Genomic DNA, 24,831 nt, shown 5'->3' on the forward strand with positions numbered 1-24,831 from the left:
CGAGAGACCTCCGTGGACTCGAGGGAACCTAGACAGCTCCACTCGACCCCGGAGGTCTCTCCTACGTCAACAACGCACCGGGTCAGTACAGCTAGTCGTCGCGGGGGAGCTTCGACAGGATCGCGATCCCGTTCCACAGGGTCCGGAGTCGCGCCACCATGTCGATCGAGCGATCGAGCAGCCACTGCTGCTGCAGGCCGTCGGCGGTGGCGATGACGAGGTCGGCGACGATATCGGCATCGACGTTCGGTCCGAACTCGCCGCTCTCCTGCGCGACTCTCACGGCTTGCTTCGTCGACGTCCGTACCCACTCGTAGCGCTCGATGAAGAACTCGTGCGCCGGGTGCTTGCCGATGCTCGCTTCGGCGGAGAACTCGACGTACAGCTGCACGAGTCCCGGAACCGTCGTGTTGTGGTCGATCACCGCGAGGAAGCCCTCGAAGTTCGGCTCGCCGACCCAATGCGCCTCGGTGTCGCGCTCATCGCGTGCGCGGAGCACGGCCATGTACAGCTCCTCGCGGGAGCCGAAGTGGTGCATGAGCCCCGCCTGCGTCAGCCCGACCCTGCGAGCGATCTCGACGTTGGGCGCGTTGCGGCATCCCATCTCGGCGACCACTTCGAGGGCGACCTCGAGGATCTCCTGCCGCTTGGCGATGCCCTTGGCATATGAGCCGCGAATCATGGGCGCCCTCCACTACGACCTTCATCCGTGCAGCGGTGCCTTCGACACGGAACTGCCCTGGTCGGAGTCTAGGCGATGCCGCAGCCGGCGCCGGGGAGGGGAGCGGGAGCGACGACCACCGAATCGGGTGGGTTCGTCGCCCCGCGCCCCTTCGCCCGCTGCCTACCGGACCTTCTTGATGGGGAAGATCACCAGAGCGCCGATCAACGCCGCCACGCCGAGCACGGAGAACCACAGGGCGTAGTTGTTGCCCGTCGGATCGCCCACGTAGACGAGGATGCCGCCCACCATGGGGGCGATCGTCTGGGGGAGCGCGTTCGCGATGTTGAACACGCCCAGGTCCTTCCCGGAGTCATCGGGGTTCGGGAGCACGTCGACGACCAGAGCCAGATCGACGCCGACGTAGATGCCGTAGGCGATGCCCATCAAGGCTTCGAGGATGTAGAACGAGGGCACGTCCTTGATGAAGATCAGGGACACCGTGCCGATCGCGAACAGGACGGTCGAGCTCCACACGAAGATCTTGCGCCGGTTGAGCCTGTCCGAGAGCTTCCCCGCGGCAAAGGCGGCCACGACGAGGGTGCCGGTGAAGATCAGTGTGCTGAGCGAGATGACCCCCACGACGTCCGCGGGGTTCTTGATGCCGATGTGGTTCTGCAGGTAGAAGAACCGGAACGCGGTGAAGCCGAAGCTGGCGAAGGTGATGAGGAAGCGGGACCACCAGGCCAGCGCGTAGTCGGGGTACTTCCGCGGGCTCACCCAGAAGGTCTCCCACCAGTCCCGGAAGGTCGCTGCCGGCGGCTTCACGGGAAGCACCTTGTCGGGAAGGATCCAGGCGAAGAGCACCATGGCGACGATCGAGAGCAGCGCCGGGCCGACGAACATGATCACGAGATTGTTCAAGAACCATTGGGCGACGTAGACGCCGCCGACGACACCGGCGTTCTGAGCGATGCCCAGCCAGGCGGCGACGGATCCGCGCTGCACGCGAGGAACCTGGTCCGCGAGGGTCGCGATGAACGGCGCGAGAGTCATGTTCGCGCCGAGCTGGGCGATCGACCAGCCGATGGTCGCCCACAGTAGGTCCGGAGCCACCGCCATCACGCCGAGACCGGCCGTCATGATGAGCGTTCCGCCCACGATCCAGATGCGCCGACGGCCCCAGCGACTCGTCGTGCGGTCGGACAAGCGGCCGAAGACGACGTTCGCCGCGGTGGCGAACAGGGCGCCGAATCCGCCGAGGACGGCGGCGGCGCCGGTGGCGCCGTTCTCGGCGATCGCGCCGCTGGCCACGAGCGACGAGATCTTGATGCCGACACCCACGATCGCGGGTCCGAGGAGCGCGACGAAGAACACGAACTGCGCGATGAACAGCCACGCGACGTATTTCTTCGGGGCCGGATCCGTCGGCTCCTTGAACCAGTGATGCTCATGGGAAACGACGGTGCTCGCCGCCGTCATCCCCGACGGATTGCCTGCGGCTGACCCGCTGACTGAACTCATCTCTGCCTCCATTGGCTCCAGCGGTGTCCGCTGTGCTCACCGTTGAGCACGAGCCGGTGGCACCGTTGTCGCCTGAAAACCTAGATGACTCAGGTTTTCCGTGCAAGGGTTGTTACGTCGGCGTCGCCGATGAGGCGTGAAGAGGCCCGGAACCGCGGGCGCAACTCCGGGCCTCCTCCGCAGAGGCGCCTTCAGCCGGCGTTCTGTTCCGTCGCGACGTCGAGGATCCAGGTCACGCCGAAGCCGTCGGTCAGCATGCCGAAGCCGGGGCTCCACGCCGAGGCGGCCAGCGGCTCGATGATCGACGCACCTGCGGAGAGCTTGTCCCAGTGCTGCACCGCCTCCTCCAGGGTCGTGCTGCGCACGGAGACGAAGAACGGCTGGTCGGTGAGGGTCACGCCGTTCTCGCGCCGCGTCGTCCCGCCGGGAACGGAGTCGGCGGGAGCGCCGGGGATGTCGTAGGCCATGACCCGGAAGCCGCCCTCGGATTCGAGCTGCCCGAAGACGACCTTGTCGGCGCCGGGGGCGTCCTTCGGCATCCCGACGTCGCCGTAGGTGGCGATGCTGACCAGGCCGCCGAACGCGGCCTGGTAGAACTCCAGCGCCTGACGCGCGTCGCCGCGGAAGTTGAGGTGGGTGGTGGTCGTGATGCTCATGAGTGCTCCTTGATGAGGCGTTTCCCCGGCTCTTCCGGGCGCGATCCAGCCTCACAGCTGTATAGGTCAGTTCCTGTCCTAGATGGAAAGTAGTCTGCATTCATGACCGCTCCCACCTCGCGTCTGCTCACGCTGCTGTCGCTCCTGCAGTCGAGGCGCGACTGGCCGGGTTCGACGCTGGCTGAGCGCCTGGATGTCAGCCACCGCACGGTCCGTCGCGACATCGACCGGCTCCGGGAGATGGGGTATCGGATCCGGGCGACGAGGGGTCCGGACGGCGGATACCGCCTGGACGCCGGCGCCGAGCTCCCGCCGTTGCTGTTCGACGACGAGCAGGTCGTCGCGCTCGCCGTGGCGCTGCAATCGGCGACGGCCTCCGGCGCCGGCATCGAAGAGGCTTCGCTGCGCGCGTTGACCACGATCCGTCAGGTGATGCCGTCCCGGCTTCGGCACCGACTCGATGCGCTGACCTTCACCACCCTCCGGCCGGGTCCCGGAGACGACGCAGAGTATGCTGTCCCGACGGGCGTCCTGATCGCCATCTCCGCCGCGGTCCGCGCTCGCGAAGTGCTCCGCTTCGACTACGCGAGCCCGGCTCCTCACGCGGGCGAGGCCCCGGTGCCGCCGCGGCGGGCGGAGCCGCATCACCTCGTGACCTCCCACGGGCGCTGGTATCTCGTCGCATGGGATCTCGACAGGGGCGAGTGGCGTCTCTTCCGTGCCGACCGCATGATGCCGCGCACGCCGACGGGACCGCGATTCGCGCCCCGGGAGGTCCCCGGCGGCGACGTCGCCGCCTACGTCTCTGCGCGGTTCAAGGGCTCTGACCGGTCCGACCGCTGGCCGTGCTCCGGCAAGGTCATCCTGTCGCTGCCCGCGCGTGACGTACTGCCTTTCGCGGGGGACGGGCTCGTCGAGGACCTCGGCCCGGAACGCTGCTCGCTCGAGGCCGGCTCCTGGTCCTGGGTCGCGCTCGCCGCATCCCTCAATCGGTTCGACACCGAGATCGAGGTCGTCCGCCCGCCCGCGTTGCTCCACGCGTTCGGCGTCCTGGCCAAGAGGAATGCGGCGACGGCCAGGGGAGAGGGGGCGCCATGAGCACGCTGCGGGGTACCCCTCCGTCGAGGCCCCCTCGCAGCATCGAGGCCCCCTCGTAGTTACGCAACTGCGAGGGGGCCTCGGCGCTCAGAGGGGGCGTCGATGTCTTTGGGCGGTCGCGAGACCTTTGATCGGATCGTCCACGTCCCGCGCTCCGATGAAACGCTCAGCCAGCAACCAATATTCTGGTTGTTCACTGTGGCGCAGCGCTGGGGAGTGCTGTGCCCGCTGGAGGTGCAGAGGGGTCATCGTTCTGGTTCGGGAATCAGAACGATGAACTCTTCTCCATACCTCCGTCTCAGCCGTTGCGAAGGCGGCCGCTGGTAGCGTCACGTGACGGCCGAGAGGGGAGACACGTGACGGACGATCACACCCTCGGGCTGACGCTGAGCGGCGGCGGCGCGTACGGCGCCGCCCAGGCAGGAGTCCTGCAGGTGCTCGCCGAGCGCGGCATCCGCCCCGGGATCGTCGCCGGCACGAGCGCCGGCGGGCTCCTCGGCGCTGCCTATGCGGCCGGTTTCGACGCCGACGCGATCGAGCGCGCGGTGCGCGGCTTCCGCTGGAGCGCGATCGCCCGCTGGTCCCTGCGCCCGCGCTGGGGGCTGCTCGACACGCATGCCGTGACCGACGCCATCCGTCGCATCCTCGGCCACGACCCCCTCATCGAGGACCTGCCCCGTCGCTTCGGCGCCTACGCGACGGATCTGCGCACGCGCCGAGGCGTGATCCTCGACCGCGGCCCGCTCAGCACGGCCCTCCGCGCCACCGTCGCCGTCCCCGGCGTGCTGCCTCCGGTCCGCCGCGACGGCGCCCTGCTCGCCGATGGCGGCATGATCGACAACGTCCCGGACTCGGTGACCCGCGCCCTCGGCGCGGAGCGGACCATCGTCGTCCGGCTGCACGCCAAGTGGGAGAACGTGCGGATGATGCGCACCGTCACCGCGACGGCCGACCTCGTCGCCGACCCGACCGTGATCCTCATCCAGCCGGAGATGGAGCGCATGGCGCAATGGGTGATGAAGGACGTCCCCCGCCTCATCGCAGAGGGGCGCCGGGCGGCCGAGGAGGCCTTGGACGCCGCCGCGCGCGACGGCCGGCTCCTGTCGATCGCGTAGACGTCGCTCCGCCCCGGTTCGGAGCGTCGCGAGGGCGCTTTCGCGGTGGATGCACAGCGGCCCATGCCCTTCCGCGCATATGCCGACGCGTAGCGTGGGAACCAGCGATCGGCGACCGCCCTTGGCTCCAGCTCCGGCCCTCCTCCGGACCCAGGGAAAGCGCTCATCGATGTCATCCGTACACACAGGAATCCCTTCGCGTCTGGGCCCCGTCCGGCAGACCTATGCTCGCAGAGAGGACTTCCCGCACGTCGCCCGCGCCTTCGTCGAGGTCTCGCGGGTGGTGCGCGAGACCGGGCTGATGCAACGCACTCCGCGGTTCTACACCCTCATCGCGGCAGGGCTCGCCGTCGCGTTCGGTGGTGCGATCACGGGATTCATCCTCTTGGGGGACAGCTGGTTCCAGCTGCTCATCGCCGCCGTCTTCGGGATCCTCTTCACGCAGGTCGCCTTCCTCGCGCATGAGGCCGCGCACCGGCAGATCCTCGCCTCCGGGCCCGGGAACGACCGGCTCGCCCGCGTGTTGGCCGCCGTGGTGGGCATGAGCTACTCCTGGTGGGATTCCAAGCACAGCCGCCACCACGCGAACCCGAATCGGGTCGGCAAGGATCCTGACATCGAGGTCGACACGATCTCGTTCCTCGACGAGGATGCCGCTCAGGCGCCGGACGCCCGTCTCGACTTCTTCTCCAAGCAGGTGCACACCTCGCGCAACATCTGCGGGGGTTGGTGGGCGACCTGGCTCATGGGCGGTCTGAATTACCAGGTCGAGCATCACCTGTTCCCGAACATGTCTCGCATGCACCTCGCGCAAGCCAGTGAGATCGTGCGGGAGTTCTGCGCCACGCATGGCGTCCCCTACACGGAGACGTCCCTGTGGCGTTCGTACGCGATCGTCATCGACTACCTCAACCGCGTGGGTCTCGCTGCGCGCGACCCGTTCGACTGCCCCTTGGTCGGGCAGTACCGACGCGCCTGACCGCTCGGTGCGGCCGGCTCAGGCGAGATCCGCGAAGAGCGCCATCATCTCGGCGCCCATCTCGACCTGGGCGAGGATCACCCGGAACGAGCCGTCAGGATCGACGTACAGGTCGGTGCCCAGCCCTCCGGACCACCCGTATCGGCCCTCGTGCGGCCCTTCGGTCTGCACGGCGACGCCGAATCCCCAGCCCATGCCGTCCCAGAACCCGGGGAAGAAGCTGTCGGGCGTCTTGATCCGCGCGGGGACCTGATCGATCCGCATCTGATCGAGCAGGGCGGGCTGCACGATGATCCGGTCGCCCGCGTGGCCCCCGGAGGCCAGCATGCGCGCGAAAGCCGCGTAGTCCGAGGCGGTCGAGACCAGCTCCGCGTGACTCAGATCGAAGGGCGCCGGGGCCACGTAGAAGCCGTCCCCGGCGGGTTCGATCTCGACGAGCGCGCCGGCGTCATCACGGCGGTAGGCGGCGGGGTGCCGGTGCGCCTGCGACCGCGGGACCGTGTAGCCGGTGTCGATCATGCCGAGCGGGTGGAAGACCTCGTCGGCGAGATGATCCTGGAGCGGACGACCGGCGATGCGGCCGAGCAGGATCCCCAGGATTCCGAAGGAGTGGTGATAGCGCCATCCCGCGCCGGGCTGGAACATCAGCGGCAGGTCGGCGAGGGCGTCGAGCCAGTCCTGAGCGCCGAGCTCGACAGGCTCCTGACCCGCCTGCGTGCGGTTCTGCACCATCGCATCCTGCAGCGGGCCGGGAGCCGTCGTCATGCCGTAGCCCGAGGTGTTCGTGAGCAGATGACGGACCGAGATCGGCGATTCCGCGGGCACGACGTCGTCCAGATCCGACGCCGGAGTCCGCAGGACGCGGCGATCCGCGAGTTCCGGGAGCCACTGCTGCACCGGTGCGTCCAGGTCGAGGCGTCCATCCTGCACCATGCGGAGGGCCGCGACGGCGAGGACGGGCTTCGTCATCGACTGGATGCGCACGATGGCGTCGGGGGTGACGTCTCCGGCGGCGACGATGTCGAGTCGTCCGCCGGCATCGCCGTCCGCGACCACGATCCCCGGAGCGGTGCCACTCTCGATGTGCCTGTCGAGGATCTCCTGCAGCTCTGTCATCCGCCGGCTCCTTCACGTGCGCGCGTCGCGGTACGGGGTGGTCCCGGCCCACTCTAGGCGGACGGCCCGCGCGATGGTGCTCTCGGCGGCCCGATCAGTCTCGCCGACCGGTTGTCAAGCCCCCTGACGGGCCGCGGGATCCGGCCTAGCGTCGGCGCGGACGGCATCCAGCTGCGGAACGGAGAAGCTCCTCATGGGCATCGGAACCGGCATCGTCCTCTTCGTCATCGGCGCGATCCTCGAGTTCGCGCTCAACATCCAGGTCTCCTGGGTCGACCTTCACCTCGTCGGCTACATCCTGATGATCGCCGGCGCGGTCGTCTTCCTGCTGAGCCTGATCCTGATGCTCACGCGGCGTGGCCGTCGCACCGGTCCCGCGAACGACGAGGACCTCCTCTGAGCGCCCGCCGGCGTCAGCGGCGCTGCTCGCGATAGTAGGCGAGCAGCGCGCGGGTGGAGGGATCCTGCGCGGCGATCGCATCCTGGTCCCCCTCGATCGCGGGCGCGATCTGCAGCGCGAGCTGCTTGCCGAGTTCGACGCCCCACTGGTCGAACGAGTTGATCCCCCAGATCACGCCCTGGGTGAAGGTGATGTGCTCGTACAGGGCGATCAGCTGGCCGAGCACCGCCGGGGTGAGCGCGGGGGCGAAGATCGAGGTCGTCGGGCGGTTGCCCGCGAAGGTCCTGGCGGCGACGAGCGCCCCGGTCGTCCCCTCGGCCTCGACCTCCTCCGTGGTCTTGCCGAATGCGAGCGCCTTGGTCTGGGCGAGGAAGTTCGCGAGGAACAGGCCGTGCACGTCGCGACCATCGTCGGCGAGCGGGTAGGCGGGGTTCGCGACCGCGATGAAGTCGGCCGGGATCAGGCGGGTGCCCTGGTGGATCAGCTGGTAGAAGGCGTGCTGGCCGTTCGTGCCGGGCTCGCCCCAGAAGACCTCGCCGGTGTCGGTCGTCACCGGCGACCCGTCCCAGCGCACGGACTTGCCGTTGGACTCCATCGTGAGCTGCTGCAGGTAGGCCGGGAAGCGGCTCAGCTGCTGGGCGTAGGGGAGCACCGCGTGCGACTGCGCCCCGAGGAAGTTCGTGTACCAGACGTTGAGCAGGCCCATCAGCACCGGGACGTTGCGCTCCAGCGGCGTGGTGCGCACATGCTCGTCGACGGCGTGGAACCCGGCGAGCAGCTCGCGGAACGCCTCGGGCCCGAACACGATCGCGAGCGACAGCCCGATCGCGCTGTCGACCGAGTAGCGTCCGCCGACCCAGTCCCAGAAGCCGAACGCGTTGGCCGGGTCGATGCCGAAGGCCGCCACCTTGTCGAGCGCGGTGGATACGGCGACGAAGTGGTGGGCGACGGCGTCGCTGCGCGCCTCTTCGGTCGCGACGTCGACGCCGGCCGCCCCGATGCGCTCCCACAGCCAGTCCCGGGCGAGGCGCGCATTGGTCAGCGTCTCGAGCGTCGTGAAGGTCTTCGAGGCGACGACGAACAGCGTGGTCTCCGGATCCAGATCCGCGGTCTTCTGCGCGATGTCGGTCGGGTCGATGTTGGAGACGAAGCGGGCCTGGATCCCCGCATCGGCGTAGGGCTTGAGCGCCTCGTAGACCATGACGGGGCCGAGGTCGGAACCGCCGATCCCGATGTTGACCACGTGCGTGACCTTCTTGCCGGTCACGCCCCGCCACTCGCCGGAGCGCACGCGGTCGGCGAAGGCGCTCAGCGCATCGAGCACCTCGTGCACGTCGTGGTCGACCTCCTGGCCGTCGACGACCAGCGCGGGGGATGCGTCGGCGGGGCGGCGGAGGGCCGTGTGCAGCACGGCGCGGTCTTCCGTGGTGTTGATGTGCTCACCGGCCAGCATCGCGGCGAACCGCTCGGCGACACCGGTCTGCTCGGCGAGGCGTACGAGTGCGCTGCGGACCTCCGCCGTCACGAGGTTCTTGGACAGATCGACGCGGAGGTCGGCGAGATCGAACGTCAGACTCTCCACGCGCTCGGCGTCGGCGGCGAACCAGCCGCGCAGATCGGGCGAGAATGACTGCCGCAGTGCGGTGAGATCGGTCCAGGCGGGCGTCGTGGTGGCGTCGATCGGGGAGGTCATGGGTCAACGCTAGCGCGGGATGACCCGCCTGCGCCGACGATGTCCGGCCGACCGGATGAAGCGCCGGGACAGGGTGCGCGCGGCACCCCGCCCCGGCCTCGGATCAGGCCTGTTCGCTGCGGTCCGGCAGCTCCTGCAGGGTCCAGCGGTTGCCGTCGGGATCGGCGAACGTGACGAACCGGCCCCAGGCCTGGTCGTCGACGTCCGTCGCCTCGGCCCCGACGCTGCGCAGGTGGGCGAGCGCCTCGTCGGCGTCGGGCACGACCACCTGGATCGTGTTCTGCTGACCCGGCTCGAGCTCGATCCCGAGATTGGTGCCGAAAGCGATCGAGCAGGCGGATCCGGGAGGGGTCATCTGCACGAAGCGGAGCCCGTCGAACGGCGTCTGGTCGTGGTCGGCGTGGAAGCCGATCCGCTCGTAGAACTCCTTCGCCCGATCGACGTCCGAAACCGGCACGAAGATGAGCTCGATCTTCCAGTCCATGCTGCACGCTCCTTGAGTGGGGAAAATCCGTGGCGGTGGATCCGCCGTCGGTCCCGACGCTACGCCGGGGCTCGGACATTCGGGGGTCTCCCGTTGACGAGAGCTCGACGCCCCCTCTGAGCGTCCGCGCCCCTCCAGAGGAGCGGACCTGCGGGGAGGCGTGGATCCTGCGAGGGGGCGTCGACGGAACCCCGCCCGGCGGAACCCCGCCCGGCGGAACCCCGCCCGACGCAGACCCGCCCGACGCGAACTCCACCCGATACGAGGGGCGCGCTGGACGGGGCGTGGGGAGAGAATGGGCCATGACCGAAACCAACCTCGTCGGCGACACGATGCTCTCGCGCGCGGAAGGGCTCGCAGCGGGGAGGGCGGCCCGCGACCGCGTGCCCCGCACCGCCCTGGCCACGATCACCACGACGGGGCGCGACCCGCTCGGGATCCTGGACCGGCAGAACAGCACCCGGGTGCCGGATCTCGTGCCGCTGCGCACCGAGCGCATGGGCGCCGACCTGTTCGCCTTCTACCGCGGCACGGCCGCGATCATGGCGGCCGACTTCGCCCGGGAGCCGCACACGGGCATCCTCGTGCCGTCCTGCGGCGACGCGCACATCGGCAATTTCGGCTTCTTCGCCTCCCCGCAGCGCACCCTCATGTTCGACCTGAACGACTTCGACGAGGCCGCATGGGCGCCCTGGGAATGGGACCTCAAGCGGCTCGTCGCGAGTGTGGTCATCGGCGCCCGCGGGAGTCGCGGGCAGAGACTCGCGGATGATGCGGCGCGGCAGTGCGTCCTCGCCTACGCCCGGGCGCTGCGCGCGGCGGCGTCGGCGGATCCGCTGCAGCGCTATTTCGCCCACTTCGACGCGACCGCGGCGCGGGACGGGCTCGACGTCGATTCGCAGCAGACCCTGCAGAAGGCGATCGCCGCCGCCGAGAAGCGCACCGGGGCGCGCGCGGCGCGCAAGCTCACCGTGCGCGGCGACGACGGCCACCTGCGCTTCGTTGAGCAGCCGCCCGTCATGACGCACGCAGACCCCGAGATCCAGGAGGTCAGCGACACCGCCTTCGCGCAGTACGCGGCCTCTGCGAACATCGACATCCAGCTCCTCCTGCGCCAGTACCGGGTGCGCGACGTGGCGCGTCGCGTGGTCGGGGTGGGGAGCGTCGGCACGCGCTGCTTCCTCGCGGTGCTCGGCACTCCCGACGCCGAGCCCCTGCTCCTGCAGGTGAAGCAGGCGGTGCGCAGCGTGCTCGCGGAGTACGGCGGGATCGCGCAGCCCGCCGACCTCGAGGACCGGATCCGCACTGGGGGAGAGGGAGCGAGGGTCGTGGGCGTGCAGCGGGTCCTGCAGGCGTTCTCGGATCCGTTCCTCGGGCACATCAAGGGATCGCGCGACGACTACTACGTGCGCCAGTTCCATGACATGAAGGGCTCGATCGACACCGACGAGGTCGAGGACGAGGGCTATCGCGAGTACGCGGTTGCCTGCGCGATCACGCTCGCGCGCGCCCATGCGCAGGCGCCCGCGGCGGCCCAGATCGCCGGATACGCCGGGAAAGGCGTGCAGCTCGCCGATATCCTGGTGAGCTGGGCCAACGCCTACGCCGATCTGGCCGAGCAGGACTACCGGTCGTTCACGGCGCGGGCGGCCGAGCAGGGGGCGGCGAACGCCGCTCCGCACGCAGCGCAGCAGACTGCGCAGGAGGAGAGCAGGGCATGAAGCAGGTCCGATTCGGATCCGGATCCGCCCCGGCGGTCGTCGCAGGCATGATGCGCATCGACGGCCGCACGGACGCGCAGATCCGCGAGCTGTACGACACCGCCCGCACGAACGGGATCGACTTCTTCGACCACGCCGACATCTACGGCGGGGCGATGCACGTCTGCGAGGACCGCTTCGGGGCCGCGCTCGCGCTGTCCGCGGCCGAGCGCGACGAGATCACGCTGCAGACCAAGTGCGGCATCGTGCCCTCGGAGGGGATGTTCGACTTCTCCTACGACCACATCATGCGGCAGGCCGAGGGGTCGCTCAAGGCCTTGCGCACCGACCGCATCGATGTGCTGCTGCTGCACCGTCCCGACGCCCTCGTGGAGCCGGAGGAGGTCGCGCGCGCCTTCGACGAGCTGCACGCCTCGGGCAAGGTGCGCTCCTTCGGCGTCTCCAACCACACCCCGCGACAGATCGACCTGCTGAAGACCGCGGTGACCCAGCCGCTCGTCGCGAACCAGCTGCAGCTGTCGATCACGCACGCCCCGATCATCGCGCAGCCGCTCGCGGCGAACATGGCAGGCCTCGACCAGAGCATCGTCCGCGACGGCGGCGGGATCGTGGAGTACTGCCGCATCGAGGGCATCACGATTCAGGCGTGGTCGCCGTATCAGGCCGGCTTCTTCACGGGCGTCTTCCTGGACAACCCGGCCTATCCCGAGCTCAACGCGGCGATCGACCGGATCGCGGCCGCACACGGCGTCACCCCGACCGGCATCGCCACGGCGTGGATCACGCGGCACCCGGCAGGCATGCAGGTGGTGCTCGGCACGACCACGCCCTCGCGCGTGCAGGAGGCGGCCGAGGGCGCCGACGTCGAGCTCAGCCGCGCGGAGTGGTACGAACTGTTCCGCGCCGCCGGACACACCCTGCCATAGGGGGCGCCCGGCGCGCTCGCGTGATCTCCTAGGCTGTCGGCATGGGCCTGGTGTTCACGATCCTCCTGCTGGTGCTGATGATCGGCGCGCTCATCGACATCATCACGCGGCGCGACGACCAGGTTAAGCACCTGCCCAAGGTGTTCTGGATCGTCCTGGTCATCATCGTCCCGCTCGCCGGATCCCTGATCTGGTTCCTGGTCGGACGCGAGTACGACAGCGAGGGGATCCGGCTGCCGCGGCCCCGAGAGCGCCGCTCCGGGCCGGCGGCGCCCACCGCGCCGTCCCGGCCCGGTGACACGCGCAGCACCGAGCAGCAGATCGCCGACCTGGACCGCGAGATCGAGGAATGGCGGCTGCGCGCCGAGATCGAGAAGCGCAAGAAGCAGCAGGGCGAGACGGGTGCAGAATGAGCGCCGCGCCTCCTGCTCCCCGTGCCGTGATCGGCGGCGGCAGCGGTTATCTCGGCACGGCGCTGCGCGACGCGCTGAGGCTCGACGGCTATGACGTGCGCACGATCGGACGCGGCGGCGATGCGGACGCGCGCTGGGACGATGAGGCGGGGATCCTGCGCCTCGTCGACGGCGCCGAGCTCGTGATCGGCCTGGCCGGGCGGCGCATCGACTGCCGCTACACCGACCGCAACCGCGATGAGATCCTGCGCTCCCGGGTGCGCACCACCGAGGCCCTGCACCACGCGATCGCGATGGTGGCGCGCCCGCCCGCCGTCTGGATGAACGGCAGCTCCGCGACCGCCTATCGGTACTCGCTCGACACGCCCCGCACGGAGTCGGATCCCCTCGACGAGCGGGGCTTCTCACCGGACGTGACACGCGAGTGGGAGGCGGCGCTCTTCGCCGGGGAGCTGCCCGGCACCCGCAGGATCGCCCTGCGCACCTCACTCGTGCTCGGCAGCGGCGCGCCCGTCATGACGATGCTGCTGCGCCTGGCGCGGCTGGGGCTCGGCGGGCCGCAGTACGACGGCTGGTGGTTCCCGCACCGGCGCTACCGGGGGATCGGCGCGCATCCGACCGAGCCTCCGCGGCCCGACGGCGAGCATTCGCGGGGTCGGCAGCGGCTCAGCTGGATGCACGAGCAGGACTTCGTGCAGGCCGTCCGGTTCCTCCGCGACCACGACGACATCGCGGGACCCGTGAACATGGCGTCGCCGAACGCGGTGACGAACATCGAGCTCATGCGGATCCTGCGCCGGGCCGTGCGCGCGCCGTTCGGACTGCCTGCGCCGCGCTTCGTGCTGGAGCCGGGGATGGCGGTGCTGCGCACCGAGTCCGAGCTGATCCTGAAGAGCCGGTGGGTGCTGCCGCAGGTGCTCGAGGACGCCGGATACGTGTTCCGGTTCCCCGAGCTCGACGGTGCGGTGCGGCAGATCCGCGGGCGCTGAATCCGGACCTCTTCCGGTGGTCAGCGACGTCCGAAGGATGCCTCGACCGCCTCCTCGAGGTCGGGGTGCGCGAAGGCGTATCCGGCGCCGAGCAGACGTTCCGGTGCGACCCAGCGGCTCTTCAGGATCAGCTCCGTCTCGGTGCGGATCCCGAGCGCGCCGAGTTCGAGCATCCCGCGCGGCTGCGGCAGGCCGAACGGGATCCCGAGTGCGCGCCGGATCGTCGCCATGAGGGTGCGGTTGTCGCTCGCCCCCGGTGCGACGGCGTTCACGGGGCCGTCCAGCTCGGGATGGCGCTCGAGGAAGGCGATGATCCCCGCCACGTCGTCGAGGTGCACCCAGCTGAACCGCTGCCGGCCGCCGCGGGTGCGGAAGTCGTGCGCGGTCCCCGCTTCGCGCCGGGCGCGGCCGACGGGCCAGCGCCCGTCGTACTGGGTGCCGCCGAGCCCGAACCGCGCGAGCGTCCGCAAGGTGCCCAGCACGCCGCCGTCGCCCAGCACGATCGCGGTGCGCAGCGCCACGCGGCGCGTGCCGGGCAGGTCGCCCGCGAACAGCTCGCGCTCCCAGGCCTTCGCGACCTCGACCGAGAACCCGGTGCCGAGCTCGCCGGCGGACTCCGTCTGCGGGTGATCCTCAGCGTGCCGGTAGATCGTCGCCGTCGAGGAGTTCACCCAGAGCGGGGGCGGCGTCGCCGCGCGTCCGACGGCGGTGCGCAGGGCCGCCGTGGTGCGCTCGCGGGAGCCGACGATCTCGGCCCGGTTCGGCGGTGTGTAGCGGCAGTTCACGCTCTTGCCGGCGAGCCCGACGACGAGGCTCGCGCCGTCGACGGCCGCATCGATCCCGGCCTGATCCTCCCAGGTCAGATCGGCGTCGTGGCGTGAGATCGTGACGACCTCGCGCCCGGCGGCGCGCCAGCGCCGTGCGAGGTCCTGGCCGATGAACCCCGTGGATCCGCCCAGCACCACCCTGCCGCGGACGTCCTCGTGCTCGCTCATGCGTCCTCCTCGATGTCGTAGCGGAACGTCCCGGCGTACTCGTGGATGCGACCGAGCAGCGGGACGTCCACGGTCAGGGCGACCCGCTGCAGGCCGGAGCCGTCGCCGACGCTCTCGATCAGGCGGATCCGGGGAGCGATGCATCGGGGGAATCGGATCCGCCGGCTGCCCAGCCTCAGGCCCACCCGGGTGCTGTGCAGCGCGAGGGCGCCTTCGGAGGCCTTCACCTCGAAGACGGCGGCGAGCACTCCGTCGCGCCCGAGCCGGTCCACGATCCGGCCGTGCGGCAGGGGGCGCACGCGATCGCGCATGGTCCAGTTCCCGTCGGGGAGGTGAAGCGTGCGCTCCGCCGATCGGCCCCCGTCGTCGCGGTTGCGCACCGTGAACGGAACGCCCTCCGCCCAGCCGGCGTAGACCGCACCGCGGCGCTCGAGCACGCGGAGCACCGGGCCGAGCAGCACGCGGACCACGCGGTTCCGGCAGCCGACCCGCTCGAACACGCCGTGTCCGACGCCGACCTGTCCTCGGGGCACCGCCCGGAAGTACGCCTCGAGCGCCGGGTGCAGTTCGGCCAGGTGCGCGCCGAGAGCCGCGGCGTACGGCGAGAGCGGATCCGTGGTCATTCCTCCACATTATCGAACACGTTCAAAAAATGCGAGCGCATCGCGCGACCCTGTCTCTGTCCCCTCGGAGGCCTGGCCCGCGAGACTCCAACTGGGCGACGAGACAGCGGCTCTGGGGCGCAGTCTCGTCGCCCAGTTGGAGTCTCGCGGATGAAGTGAGCGCGGCGAGGCGGGCGCGCGGCGAGGCGGGGCGAGGCGGGCGCGGCGAGGCGGGCGCGAGGCGGGCGCGAGGCGGGCGCGGGGCGAGGCGGAGGCGGGGTCAGGACGTGGTGCCGGCGCGGGGCGTTGCTTGCGCCAGGTAGGCGTCGACGTTGGCCGAGGAGAGGATGTGGCGGGCCACCATGATCGCCGCACCGAGCACGGCCGCCTTCTCGCCGGTGTGCGTCTGCACGATCGCGAGGTGCTGCGTCGCGAGGGGGATGGACCGGCGGTAGACGACCTCACGGACGCCCGCGAGGAGATGCTCCCCGGCGCGCGCGATGCTGCCTCCGAGCACGATCACCGACGGGTTGAGCAGGTTCACGAACATCGCGAGGACCTCGCCGACGTCACGGCCCGCCTGCCGGGTGGCCTCGATCGCCGCTGGGTTGCCGTTGCGGACGAGCTCGACGACGTCCGAGCTCGTGACGGCGTCGAGCCCCTGCGCCCGCAGCGCCGTGGCGATCGCGGTGCCGCTCGCGAGCTCCTCGAGATCGCGGTCCTCGCCCGGGGCGTGCGAGGACTCGGGGGAGTAGGGCACCTTGACGTGCCCCATGTCGCCGGCCGAGCCCTGGGCACCGCGCTGCAGTCGTCCGCCCGCGATGATCCCGGCGCCGATGCCCGTGGCGACCTTCACGAACACGAGGTCCTCGACGTCGGGGAAGCTCGTGGCCTGCTCGCCGAGGGCGAGCACGTTGACGTCGTTGTCGACGAGCACGGGCACGTCGAAGGTGCGCTGCACGTACCCCGGCACGTCGAAGCGGTCCCAGCCCGGCATGATCGGCGGGTTGTACGGCCGGCCGGTCGAGTGCTCGACGGGTCCCGGCACGCCGATCCCGATCCCGACGAGGGGGATGCCGCGCAGGCCCTCCGCCTCGAGCAGCGCACGGCCGTCGGTGAGCACGCCGTCGAGCACGGCGGCGGGGCCGTCCGCGATGCGCAGCGGTCGCGTCGTCGTCTCCAGGATCCGGCCGCCGAGGTCGGAGACGGCGACGGTCGCATGCGAGGCGCCGAGGTCGGCGGCGAGGATCAGGCCCACCCGAGGGTTGAACGCGACCCGCGACGGCGGGCGCCCGCCGGTCGACAGGCCTTCGCCGGCCGGCACCACGAGGCCGGAGGCGAGGAGGGCGTCGACGCGCGCCGAGACCGTCGATCGGGCGAGTCCGGTGAGGTGCGCGAGGTCGGCCTTGGTGCGCGCCTGGCCGTTCAGGAGCAGCTGCAGCATGTCGCCCGCACCCGGCGAGGCGCCGCCGTTCAGCCGGTCGGGGTCGCTCATAGGGTCAGTAAACCACACGGCAATTGCTTACCCCGCGAGCGACATCTGTCGGTCATAAAAAGACTTTTGACTAACGCTTGACAAAAGGGTGTCGATCCATGTCAGAATCGTCGGCATGACAACGGAGGTCACTCACACCGGCATCGGGACGATCCGATCCGGCTTCCTCGGCGGAGGATTCATGGCGCAGGCGCACACCAGGGCGGCTCGCGCTGCGGGGGCGATCCTCGCGGACATCGCCAGCTCCTCACCGGAGCGCGCGGCCGTCGCCGCCGCCGAACTCGGCGTCGAGAACGCGGGCACGATCGACGAGCTCCTGGCGGGAGGGAGCGAGGTCGTGCACGTCTGCACGCCGAACTCGACGCACGCGCCGCTGGCGCTGCGGGTGATCGAGGCCGGCAAGCACGTGATCTGCGAGAAGCCGCTGGCCACATCCCTCGCCGACGCGAGGGCGCTCGCCTCCGCCGCCCGCGAGCGCGGCGTCGTCGCCGCGGTGCCCTTCGTCTACCGTTACCACCCGATGGTGCGCGAGGCGCGTGCTCGCGTCCTCGCGGGGGAGCTCGGCACGCTGCTCACCGTGGACTGCGGCTACCTGCAGGACTGGATGCTGCTGCCGACCGACGACGACTGGCGGGCGACGTCCGACGAGGGCGGGCCCTCGCGCGCGTTCGCCGACATCGGCTCGCATCTGTGCGACCTCCTCGAGTTCGTCGCCGGGGAGCGCATCGTGCGGCTCACCGCCCGCACGCGGCGGGCGTTCGCGGAGCGCGGCGGGCATGCGGTGCAGAACGAGGACGCGGTCGCGATCCTCGTCGAGACGGCGTCGGGGGCGATCGGCACGCTGCTCGTCTCGCAGATGGCGGCGGGACGCAAGAACGCCCTCACGCTCGAACTGCACGGCACCACGGAGAGCATCCGCTTCGACCAGGAGCGCCCGGAGGAGCTCTGGATCGGCCGCAGGGAGGGCAACGGACAGCTGTTCCGGGATCCGCAGAACGCGCATCCCGGCGTCGCCCGCTTCTCCCGGCTGCCGGTCGGCCACGCGCAGGGGTACCAGGATGCGTTCAACGGCTTCGTCGCCGACGTCTACGCGGCGATCGGCGGGGAGCAGCCCGACGGTCTGCCGGTCTTCGACGACGGCGTGCGCGCCGCACAGCTGACCGAGGCCGTGCTCCTCGCCGCCCGCGAGGAGCGCTGGGTCGAGGTCCCCGTCGAGACGCCCTGACCTTCGTCGCCCACCCCCCGAGCTCCAGAACCGAAGAAGAGGAAGAGCAATGTCAGAGGAATACGATCTCGTCATCGTCGGATCCGGTCCGAACGGCGCGATCATCGCCCGTCGGGTGCACGAGCAGAACCCGGAGGCGTCGATCCTCGTGATCGAGGCAGGGTCGCGGATCACCGGTGTCGACGGCGAGCACCTCGTCGAGGTCGACGAGAACGCGATGAACGCCTCCTACGAGGACCTGATGCGCCGGGCGCGGCAGATCGAGTACGTGCGCGGCGCGGCCTCGATGAACGAGCTCGACGGAGACGGCTGGACGGCCGACTCGACCGGCATCTTCCCCGCCGCGTTCCTCGGCCACAACTTCGCCGAGTTCCCCGGGGCCTCCGTCGCCTGGAACATCGGCGGCATGGGCGTGCACTGGACCGCGGCCACGCCGTGGCCCTACGCCGAGGAGATCCCCGAGTTCCTGCCGCGCGACCAGTGGGACGAGGATCTCGAGAGCGCGCGGGGGCTGCTGCGCACCTACGTCGGTCCGCTCGTGGACAACCCGTTCACCGAGCCGATGTTCGCCGCTCTCCGCGACGCCGTGCCGAGCCCGGATCCGGAGCGCCAGTTCGGGTACATGCCGATGGCCGGCGTCCCGCACCGGGACCGCCCGTTCGCCCGCACCGGCCCCCGCGACATCGCCCCGTACCTGTTCGACGGCAGCGAGCCGAACGTGACGCTGCGCACCGGGCTGCTGGTCACGCGCGTCGAGCACGACGGCACCAGGGCGACGGGGCTCGTCGGCAGAGACCTCGTGACAGGGGCCGAGGAGTCCTTCCGCGGGCGGGTCGTGCTCGTCGCCGCGGACGCGCTGCGCACGCCTCAGCTGCTCTGGGCCTCGGGCATCCGGCCGGAGGCGCTCGGCGTGCGGCTCAACGAGCACGCCTCGATCGACGGCGACGTCGTGATCGACGCGGACCGCTTCGGCCTCACCGCCGCCGACATCCCCGTGCCGCCGGCCGGCGAGCCGTTCATCGGCTCGTACTGGAGTCCGTCGATCGGCGCCGCCCGTCCTGCGCACGGACAGCTCATGGAGCGCGAGTTCGACGGCCAGCACGTGCTGGGCGTCGGCTGGTACTGCGCGACCGAGATCCGTCCGGAGAACCGGATCGAGTTCTCGGACGACCGCACCGACGCCCTCGGCCTGCCGCACATGACCGTGCGGTTCTCGTACTCCGAGGCCGACCTGGCGGAGATCCGCCGGACCATGGACGTGCAGCGCGCGGCCGCGAACGCGATCGGCGTCTTCCCCGCGCAGGACTCCGAGATCCTCCCTGCCGGCGCCTCGCTGCACTACACGGGCACCGTGCGCATGGGCCCCGTCGACGACGGCACCTCCGTGGTCGACACGGACGGGCGCGTCTGGGGCTTCGACAACCTCTATCTCGCGGGCAACGGCGTCATCCCGACCGCCCTCACCTGCAACGCCACCCTCACGGGCGCCACGATCTCGGTGCGCATCGCGCGCGCCGTCTCGGCCGCGCTCTGACCGGATGCCCGCGAGGGCGATCCACGACCCCGACTCACACCCGACCCCGAACACCACCCGAACCCGATACAGAGGAGAATGCGATGCACCTCACCACCCGACGGTCGCGTCGAGCAATGCTGCTCGGCACCGCCGTTCTCACCGCCGGCGCGCTGCTGCTGACCGGCTGCGGCCGCAGCGGCGACGCCGGATCCACCGGCGGCAGCGGCGCCGCGATCGACGACAAGCCCGCGAAGGGCACGGTCCAGCTCTGGGCGGAGGGCGCCGACGGCGACAAGCTGCCCGACATGATCGCGGAGTTCAAGAAGGCGAACCCCGACGTCGACATCAAGCTGACCAAGGTCCCCTCGGACCAGTTCGCGTCGAAGATGACGGCCGCGATCACCGCCGGCACCGTGCCGGATCTGCTCTTCGCCTTCACCGAGGACCAGCCGGCCCTGCTGAACACCGGCGGGTTCGACGCGGTGCCGGACGGGCTGGCGAAGAAGGACGACTTCTTCCCGGCCATCTGGAACAACTCGGTCGTGAAGGACGTGCAGTACGGGGTGCCCTGGTACACGTACGCGAACATGCTCATCTACCGCAGCGACCTCGCGGAGAAGGCCGGCGTCACCGCCGCGCCGAAGACCTGGGACGAGCAGAAGGCGTTCGGCGAGAAGCTCAAGGCCGCCGGATCCGAGTTCCCGTTCGCGCTCGCCGTCAACTACGACAAGTACAGCGCGGGGCAGCTGCAGGTCATGGCCGTGCAGAACGGCGGCGCCTTCCTGAACAAGGACCACACGAAGTGGACCCTGAACGACCCGAAGAACGTCGAGGCGCTCGACTACTGGGCCGGCCTCATCAAGAGCGGTCTGTCCTCGCCCGACGGTCCGCAGTTCCTGGACACCGTGCCGTGGTCCTCACAGGGCAAGAACGGTGCGATCGTGGACGGCGGGCCGTGGTTCAAGGCCTGGTTCAACGACGCCAACGGCGCGGACTGGTCGAAGGACCACCTCGCCTTCGCCCAGAACCCCACGGGTCCGAACGGCGGCAAGGGCGCGACGACGGGCGGCGGCAGCTGGCTCGTGCCGAAGGACGCGAAGAACAAGGACGCGTCCTGGAAGTTCGTGCGCTGGATGTCCGAGTCCGCGCAGCAGGTGAAGTGGTACCAGATCTTCGGTAACATGCCGGCGCTCAAGGCCGCATGGGACGACTCGGCGATGAAGGGCGACCCGATGCTGGAGACCGTGCGCTCCGCGCTCGACAACGGCGTCGCCCAGCCGAACGTGCCGACGTGGTCGCAGGTCGGCGACGTGATCGGCAAGCAGATGGAGCGTGTCGTCCGCGGCGGGGTCTCCGCCAAGGACGCACTCGACGCCGCGCAGCAGCAGGCGGAGTCGATCGGGCTGGGCGGGAAGTAGTCGCCCATGTCCACCGCCACGCGTGCACTGGTCACCCCGGGGGCGTCCGCTCGACGCCCCCGGGGCACCACCCGGGCCGCCTCCGCGCATGAGGGATCCCGCGCGGAGGCGGCCACCGGATGGATCTTCCTGATCCCGTTCCTGCTCATCTTCGTCGTCTTCACCGCCGTGCCCACCGTGCTGGCGGTCGGCGCGAGCCTCACCGACATGACGGCGCGCGACATCCGCGATCCGTTCAACGTGAACTTCACCGGGTTCGAGGCCTACTCCAAGGTCCTGGGCTCGCCGGCCTTCCAGGGCGCGTTCCTGAACACCGTGATGTTCGTGGTGCTCTGCGTGCCGCTCAGCATGGCGCTCGGGTTCGCACTGGCGCTCATGCTCAACAACGGCATCCGGCGGTTGCGCACGTTCTTCCGCGCCGCCGTGTACGTGCCGGTGATCACGAACATCGTGGCCGCCGCCGTGATCTGGCAGTACGCCTTCTCGATCTCCGGCCCGGTCAACAGCGCCTTCTCAAATCTGGGCGTCCCGGTCGTGAACTGGCTGGGCAAGCCGGAGTGGGCGATCGCGACCGTGGTCATGATGGGTGTCTGGCGCAACGCCGGAACCTGCATGATCCTCTTCCTCGCCGGTCTCCAGGCCGTTCCGGAGGAGATCTACGAGGCCGCCGCGACCGACGGCGCGTCGACGATGCGCCGGCTCTGGTCGATCACGCTGCCCCTGCTGCGACCCACGACCCTCCTCGTCACCGTCCTGATGACGGTGTCGTTCCTGAACATCTTCGAGGAGCCGTTCCTGCTGACCAAGGGCGGGCCGCTCGGATCCACCCGGCCGATGGCGCTCTGGGTCTACGAGCAGTTCGGATTCGGCAACATCGCGTCGTCGATGGCGGGATCCGTGATCCTGCTGATCCTCGTCGGCATCGTCGCCTTCATCCAGTTCCGAATGCTGAGGCCGAAGCATTGAACAAGACAACCCCGATCCGCTCCACGCTGACCTACATCGCCCTCGCGGTGATCACGGTCCTGATGCTGCTGCCCTTCGTCTGGGTGTTCTTCGGATCCTTCAAGACGCAGGCCGAGTTCTTCTCCGATCCCGGTGCCTGGTTCCCGAAGTCGTTCCAGGTGCAGAACTACGTCGGCCTGTTCACGGACGGCGGGTTCGGCGGCTACATGATGAACAGCATCGTCGTCTCGGCGATCGTCGTGGTCTGCAACGTGCTGTTCAGCTCGATGGCCGGGTATGCGCTGGCGAAGCTGCGCTTCCGCGGTCGCGCCGTGATCTTCCCGCTCGTGATCGCGTCGATGATCGTGCCCTACGTCGCGCTGTTCGTGCCGCAGTTCGTGATCGTCGTCCAGCTGGGGCTGGTGAACACGCTCATGGCGATCGCCCTGCCGCTGCTGGTGATGCCGCTCAGCGTGTTCATCATGCGCCAGTTCGCGCACGGGGTCCCCTTCGAGCTGCTCGAGGCGGCGCGCCTGGACGGAGCGGGGGAGCCGCGGATCTTCTTCCGGATCTTCCTGCCGCTGACCGGCCCCGGACTCGCGACCGTCGCGATCCTGTCGTTCCTCTCCTCGTGGAACAACTTCCTCTGGCCGCTCGTCGTCGCGCAGTCCCAGGACGTCTACACCGCCCCGGTCGGGCTCGCGGTCGCCTCGCAGGCGTCCAACACGATCGCCTTCGGCGTGCTGCTCGCCGGCGCGATGGTGGTCCTGCTGCCGATCCTCATCCTGTTCCTCTTCCTGCAGAAGTACTTCATCCAGGGCGTCGCCGCCACGGGTCTGAAGTAGCCGCACCTCTCGAAAGGCATCGACATGGCATCCCTCTCCTCGCTGACGTTCTCCCTCAACGCGATCCAGTGGATCAACGTGCTGTCCGACCCCTCCGACCCGGACAGCCCGGGGCTCTGGCGCTTCGCGGACCCGACCTTCGTGGCCGAGTACCCGGATGTGCTCGCGCAGATCCGCGAGGCGGGTTTCGACACGACCATGATGGAGGTGCTCGACACCCAGACGCTGCAGAGCTACGCGCGCATGATCGCCGACGCCGGGCTGCGGGTCTCGCCGGGCTATGCGCAGGTGCCCGTGGGCTCCGCGCACGGCGGGCACCTGGAGAAGGGGTCCTTCGAGCGCGCCCACTGGTTCGACGGCGTGCGCCGCAAGGCCGAGGAGTCCAACTACATGGGACTCTCCCGGATCTTCCTCGCCGCCGAGGTCGACTACACGGCTCCGCGCTGGGTGCACCCCGCGGTCGGCCACGGCTTCGACCAGGACCTCCTCGACGAGCAGCTGGAACTTCTCGACGAGGCCGTCGACGTGCTCAACGCCGAGGGCGTGCGTCCCGGCCTGCACAACCACGTCGGCACCCTGATCGAGACCGAGCGGGAGTACGAGTACGTCCTGGAGAACATCGACGCGTCGCGCCTCGGCGCCGCCTTCGACATCGGTCACCTGGAGTGGGCCGGGATCGACGCCAGGGCGGTGCTGGAGAAGTGGGGCGACCGGGTGCAGGACCTGCACATCAAGGACATCGATCTCGGCGTCGCCCGGCGCACCCGCGAGGAGGGCCTGAGCTACGAGAAGGCCACCAACCTCGGCCTGTACCGCGAGCCTGGTCTGGGAGATCTCGATCTGGTCGGAATCCTCGGGGCCCTCCCTGACAGCTTCGACGGCACCGTCCTCATCGAGGTCGACCGTGCGAGCATGGATCCGGGGGAGAGCGCGCTCTACACGGCGGGCTGGCTGGCCGAGGCGACGAAGTCCTGAGGAGAGGTTCATGAGCACCCATCCCGTCACCCTGTTCACCGGCCAGTGGGCGGATCTGCCGTTCGAGGAGGTGGCGCGCCTCGCCGCCTCCTGGGGCTATGACGGGCTGGAGATCGCGGCGTCCGGCGATCATCTCGATCTGAAGCGCGCCGATGAGGACGACGCCTACGTCGCCTCGCGGCTCGAGATCCTGGACCGTCACGGCCTGAAGACGTTCGCGATCTCGAACCATCTCGCGGGCCAGGCCGTGTGCGACGCCCCGATCGACTTCCGCCACCAGGCGATCCTGCGCGACTACGTGTGGGGCGACGGCGACGCCGAGGGCGTGCGCCGGCGTGCGGCCGAAGACATGAAGCGGGCGGCCCGCGTGGCCCGCCGGCTCGGCGTCGACACGGTCGTCGGGTTCACGGGCTCATCGATCTGGCCGTACGTGGCGATGTTCCCGCCGGTCGGGGAGGACGTGATCGCGGCGGGTTTCGAGGACTTCGCCGATCGCTGGAACCCGATCCTGGACGTGTTCGACGGGGAGGGGGTGCGGTTCGCGCACGAGGTGCATCCCTCGGAGATCGCCTACGACTACTGGAGCTCGGTCCGGGCTCTCGAGGCCGTGGAGCATCGCGAGGCGTTCGGGTTCAACTGGGATCCCTCGCACATGATGTGGCAGAACATCGATCCGGTGGGCTTCATCTGGGACTTCCAGGACCGGATCTACCACGTCGACTGCAAGGACACCCGGATGCGCCCGCAGAACGGTCGCGCGGGCGTGCTCGGCTCGCACCTGCCCTGGGGCGACCCGCGCCGCGGCTGGGACTTCGTCTCGACGGGGCACGGCGACGTGCCGTGGGAGGACTCGTTCCGCGCGCTGGACGCGATCGGCTACTCCGGGCCGATCTCGATCGAGTGGGAGGACGCGGGCATGGACCGTCTGCACGGCGCGGCCCAGGCCCTGCAGTACGTGCGCTCCCTGCTCTGGCCGAAGCCCACGGCGTCCTTCGACGCCGCCTTCCGCAACCAGTGAGGACGGCGCCTCCGGTGCGGAG

24 protein-coding genes are annotated in these 24,831 nt (G+C 69.9%); 15 read left to right on the top strand and 9 right to left on the bottom strand.

Features of this window, described 5'->3' with window-relative positions; all coding sequences use genetic code 11:
• Nucleotides 1–91 precede the first annotated feature (91 nt).
• The 3 genes from ACIPY5_RS16915 to ACIPY5_RS16925 all read right to left on the bottom strand — a co-directional run bounded on the left by ACIPY5_RS16915 (nucleotide 92) and on the right by ACIPY5_RS16925 (nucleotide 2,841).
• A complete protein-coding gene (locus ACIPY5_RS16915; RefSeq protein WP_309340057.1) occupies nucleotides 92–682 on the bottom strand; it encodes a TetR/AcrR family transcriptional regulator in 591 nt (196 codons plus the stop codon).
• 162 nt (nucleotides 683–844) lie between these two features.
• Nucleotides 845–2,185 (bottom strand): MFS transporter, encoded by a 1,341-nt coding sequence (locus ACIPY5_RS16920; RefSeq protein WP_400972701.1) that lies wholly within the window; start codon nucleotides 2,183–2,185, stop codon nucleotides 845–847.
• Between the two features lie 191 nt (nucleotides 2,186–2,376).
• Nucleotides 2,377–2,841, bottom strand: coding sequence for a VOC family protein (locus ACIPY5_RS16925; RefSeq protein WP_400972704.1), 465 nt, complete (start codon nucleotides 2,839–2,841; stop codon nucleotides 2,377–2,379).
• A 102-nt stretch (nucleotides 2,842–2,943) separates the two neighbouring features.
• On the opposite strand from ACIPY5_RS16925, the gene ACIPY5_RS16930 reads away from it, so the two are divergent.
• The 3 genes from ACIPY5_RS16930 (at nucleotide 2,944) to ACIPY5_RS16940 (ending at nucleotide 6,033) form a co-directional block, all read left to right on the top strand.
• Nucleotides 2,944–3,939: a helix-turn-helix transcriptional regulator gene (locus ACIPY5_RS16930; RefSeq protein ID WP_400972707.1), complete on the top strand. Its 996-nt coding sequence runs from the start codon at nucleotides 2,944–2,946 to the stop codon at nucleotides 3,937–3,939.
• A gap of 356 nt (nucleotides 3,940–4,295) precedes the next feature.
• The gene (locus ACIPY5_RS16935; protein WP_309340053.1) at nucleotides 4,296–5,054 is read left to right on the top strand and encodes a patatin-like phospholipase family protein; all 759 of its coding nucleotides are present in this window, start codon (nucleotides 4,296–4,298) and stop codon (nucleotides 5,052–5,054) included.
• Between the two features lie 169 nt (nucleotides 5,055–5,223).
• On the top strand, nucleotides 5,224–6,033 hold the full coding sequence (locus ACIPY5_RS16940) for an acyl-CoA desaturase (RefSeq protein ID WP_400972710.1): 810 nt from the start codon (nucleotides 5,224–5,226) through the stop codon (nucleotides 6,031–6,033).
• A gap of 18 nt (nucleotides 6,034–6,051) precedes the next feature.
• On the opposite strand, the gene ACIPY5_RS16945 is transcribed toward ACIPY5_RS16940, so the two are convergent.
• Nucleotides 6,052–7,149, bottom strand: a complete 1,098-nt coding sequence (locus tag ACIPY5_RS16945; RefSeq protein ID WP_400972713.1) for a serine hydrolase domain-containing protein — start codon at nucleotides 7,147–7,149, stop codon at nucleotides 6,052–6,054.
• A gap of 193 nt (nucleotides 7,150–7,342) precedes the next feature.
• On the opposite strand from ACIPY5_RS16945, the gene ACIPY5_RS16950 reads away from it, so the two are divergent.
• A complete protein-coding gene (locus tag ACIPY5_RS16950) occupies nucleotides 7,343–7,549 on the top strand; it encodes a DUF6458 family protein (protein WP_400972716.1) in 207 nt (68 codons plus the stop codon).
• A gap of 13 nt (nucleotides 7,550–7,562) precedes the next feature.
• Here the strand turns inward: ACIPY5_RS16950 and pgi are convergent, their stop codons facing one another.
• Nucleotides 7,563–9,242, bottom strand: coding sequence for a glucose-6-phosphate isomerase (gene pgi, locus ACIPY5_RS16955; RefSeq protein WP_400972719.1), 1,680 nt, complete (start codon nucleotides 9,240–9,242; stop codon nucleotides 7,563–7,565).
• Between the two features lie 103 nt (nucleotides 9,243–9,345).
• A complete protein-coding gene (locus ACIPY5_RS16960; RefSeq protein WP_400972722.1) occupies nucleotides 9,346–9,726 on the bottom strand; it encodes a GNAT family N-acetyltransferase in 381 nt (126 codons plus the stop codon).
• Nucleotides 9,727–10,028: 302 nt separating this feature from the next.
• Between ACIPY5_RS16960 and ACIPY5_RS16965 the strand changes: the two genes are divergently transcribed.
• Genes ACIPY5_RS16965 through ACIPY5_RS16980 form a run of 4 tightly spaced genes read left to right on the top strand, consistent with a single transcriptional unit; the run spans nucleotide 10,029 to nucleotide 13,775 of the window.
• Complete coding sequence (locus ACIPY5_RS16965) at nucleotides 10,029–11,447, top strand: DUF2252 domain-containing protein (protein ID WP_400972724.1); 1,419 nt, start codon at nucleotides 10,029–10,031, stop codon at nucleotides 11,445–11,447.
• Nucleotides 11,444–12,373, top strand: a complete 930-nt coding sequence (locus ACIPY5_RS16970) for an aldo/keto reductase family oxidoreductase (protein ID WP_400972727.1) — start codon at nucleotides 11,444–11,446, stop codon at nucleotides 12,371–12,373. The genes ACIPY5_RS16965 and ACIPY5_RS16970 overlap by 4 nt, the downstream gene beginning before the upstream one ends.
• A 41-nt stretch (nucleotides 12,374–12,414) precedes the next feature.
• Nucleotides 12,415–12,786 carry a PLD nuclease N-terminal domain-containing protein gene (locus tag ACIPY5_RS16975; protein WP_400972730.1) on the top strand — a complete coding sequence of 124 codons (372 nt, stop codon included), beginning with the start codon at nucleotides 12,415–12,417 and terminating at the stop codon, nucleotides 12,784–12,786.
• Nucleotides 12,783–13,775 (top strand): epimerase, encoded by a 993-nt coding sequence (locus tag ACIPY5_RS16980; RefSeq protein ID WP_400972733.1) that lies wholly within the window; start codon nucleotides 12,783–12,785, stop codon nucleotides 13,773–13,775. Before ACIPY5_RS16975 ends, ACIPY5_RS16980 begins: the two co-directional genes overlap by 4 nt.
• 20 nt (nucleotides 13,776–13,795) lie before the next feature.
• Here the strand turns inward: ACIPY5_RS16980 and ACIPY5_RS16985 are convergent, their stop codons facing one another.
• The 3 genes from ACIPY5_RS16985 to ACIPY5_RS16995 form a co-directional block, all read right to left on the bottom strand.
• Entirely contained in the window at nucleotides 13,796–14,770 is a 975-nt protein-coding gene (locus ACIPY5_RS16985) for an epimerase (RefSeq protein ID WP_400972736.1), read from the bottom strand.
• Nucleotides 14,767–15,393 (bottom strand): DUF4166 domain-containing protein, encoded by a 627-nt coding sequence (locus ACIPY5_RS16990; RefSeq protein WP_400972739.1) that lies wholly within the window; start codon nucleotides 15,391–15,393, stop codon nucleotides 14,767–14,769. Before ACIPY5_RS16990 ends, ACIPY5_RS16985 begins: the two co-directional genes overlap by 4 nt.
• A 259-nt stretch (nucleotides 15,394–15,652) precedes the next feature.
• Nucleotides 15,653–16,867 (bottom strand): ROK family transcriptional regulator, encoded by a 1,215-nt coding sequence (locus ACIPY5_RS16995; RefSeq protein WP_309342636.1) that lies wholly within the window; start codon nucleotides 16,865–16,867, stop codon nucleotides 15,653–15,655.
• 115 nt (nucleotides 16,868–16,982) lie between these two features.
• Here ACIPY5_RS16995 and ACIPY5_RS17000 point away from each other — a divergent pair, with 115 nt between their 5' ends.
• The 7 genes from ACIPY5_RS17000 (at nucleotide 16,983) to ACIPY5_RS17030 (ending at nucleotide 24,809) form a co-directional block, all read left to right on the top strand.
• Nucleotides 16,983–18,092 carry a Gfo/Idh/MocA family oxidoreductase gene (locus ACIPY5_RS17000; protein ID WP_309342638.1) on the top strand — a complete coding sequence of 370 codons (1,110 nt, stop codon included), beginning with the start codon at nucleotides 16,983–16,985 and terminating at the stop codon, nucleotides 18,090–18,092.
• Between the two features lie 49 nt (nucleotides 18,093–18,141).
• On the top strand, nucleotides 18,142–19,626 hold the full coding sequence (locus ACIPY5_RS17005; protein ID WP_400972743.1) for a GMC oxidoreductase: 1,485 nt from the start codon (nucleotides 18,142–18,144) through the stop codon (nucleotides 19,624–19,626).
• Nucleotides 19,627–19,709: 83 nt separating this feature from the next.
• Nucleotides 19,710–21,026: an extracellular solute-binding protein gene (locus tag ACIPY5_RS17010; RefSeq protein ID WP_309338551.1), complete on the top strand. Its 1,317-nt coding sequence runs from the start codon at nucleotides 19,710–19,712 to the stop codon at nucleotides 21,024–21,026.
• Nucleotides 21,027–21,032: 6 nt separating this feature from the next.
• Nucleotides 21,033–21,992, top strand: coding sequence for a sugar ABC transporter permease (locus tag ACIPY5_RS17015; protein ID WP_309338548.1), 960 nt, complete (start codon nucleotides 21,033–21,035; stop codon nucleotides 21,990–21,992).
• Nucleotides 21,989–22,816, top strand: coding sequence for a carbohydrate ABC transporter permease (locus ACIPY5_RS17020; RefSeq protein WP_309338546.1), 828 nt, complete (start codon nucleotides 21,989–21,991; stop codon nucleotides 22,814–22,816). The genes ACIPY5_RS17015 and ACIPY5_RS17020 overlap by 4 nt, the downstream gene beginning before the upstream one ends.
• Before the next feature lie 24 nt (nucleotides 22,817–22,840).
• A complete protein-coding gene (locus tag ACIPY5_RS17025; RefSeq protein ID WP_400972748.1) occupies nucleotides 22,841–23,791 on the top strand; it encodes a sugar phosphate isomerase/epimerase family protein in 951 nt (316 codons plus the stop codon).
• 10 nt (nucleotides 23,792–23,801) lie between these two features.
• Nucleotides 23,802–24,809: a sugar phosphate isomerase/epimerase family protein gene (locus ACIPY5_RS17030; protein WP_400972751.1), complete on the top strand. Its 1,008-nt coding sequence runs from the start codon at nucleotides 23,802–23,804 to the stop codon at nucleotides 24,807–24,809.
• The last annotated feature ends 22 nt before the right edge of the window (nucleotides 24,810–24,831 follow it).

The organism is Microbacterium sp. NPDC089698 (genome assembly GCF_044749045.1).
In the GTDB taxonomy this organism is placed as follows: domain Bacteria; phylum Actinomycetota; class Actinomycetes; order Actinomycetales; family Microbacteriaceae; genus Microbacterium.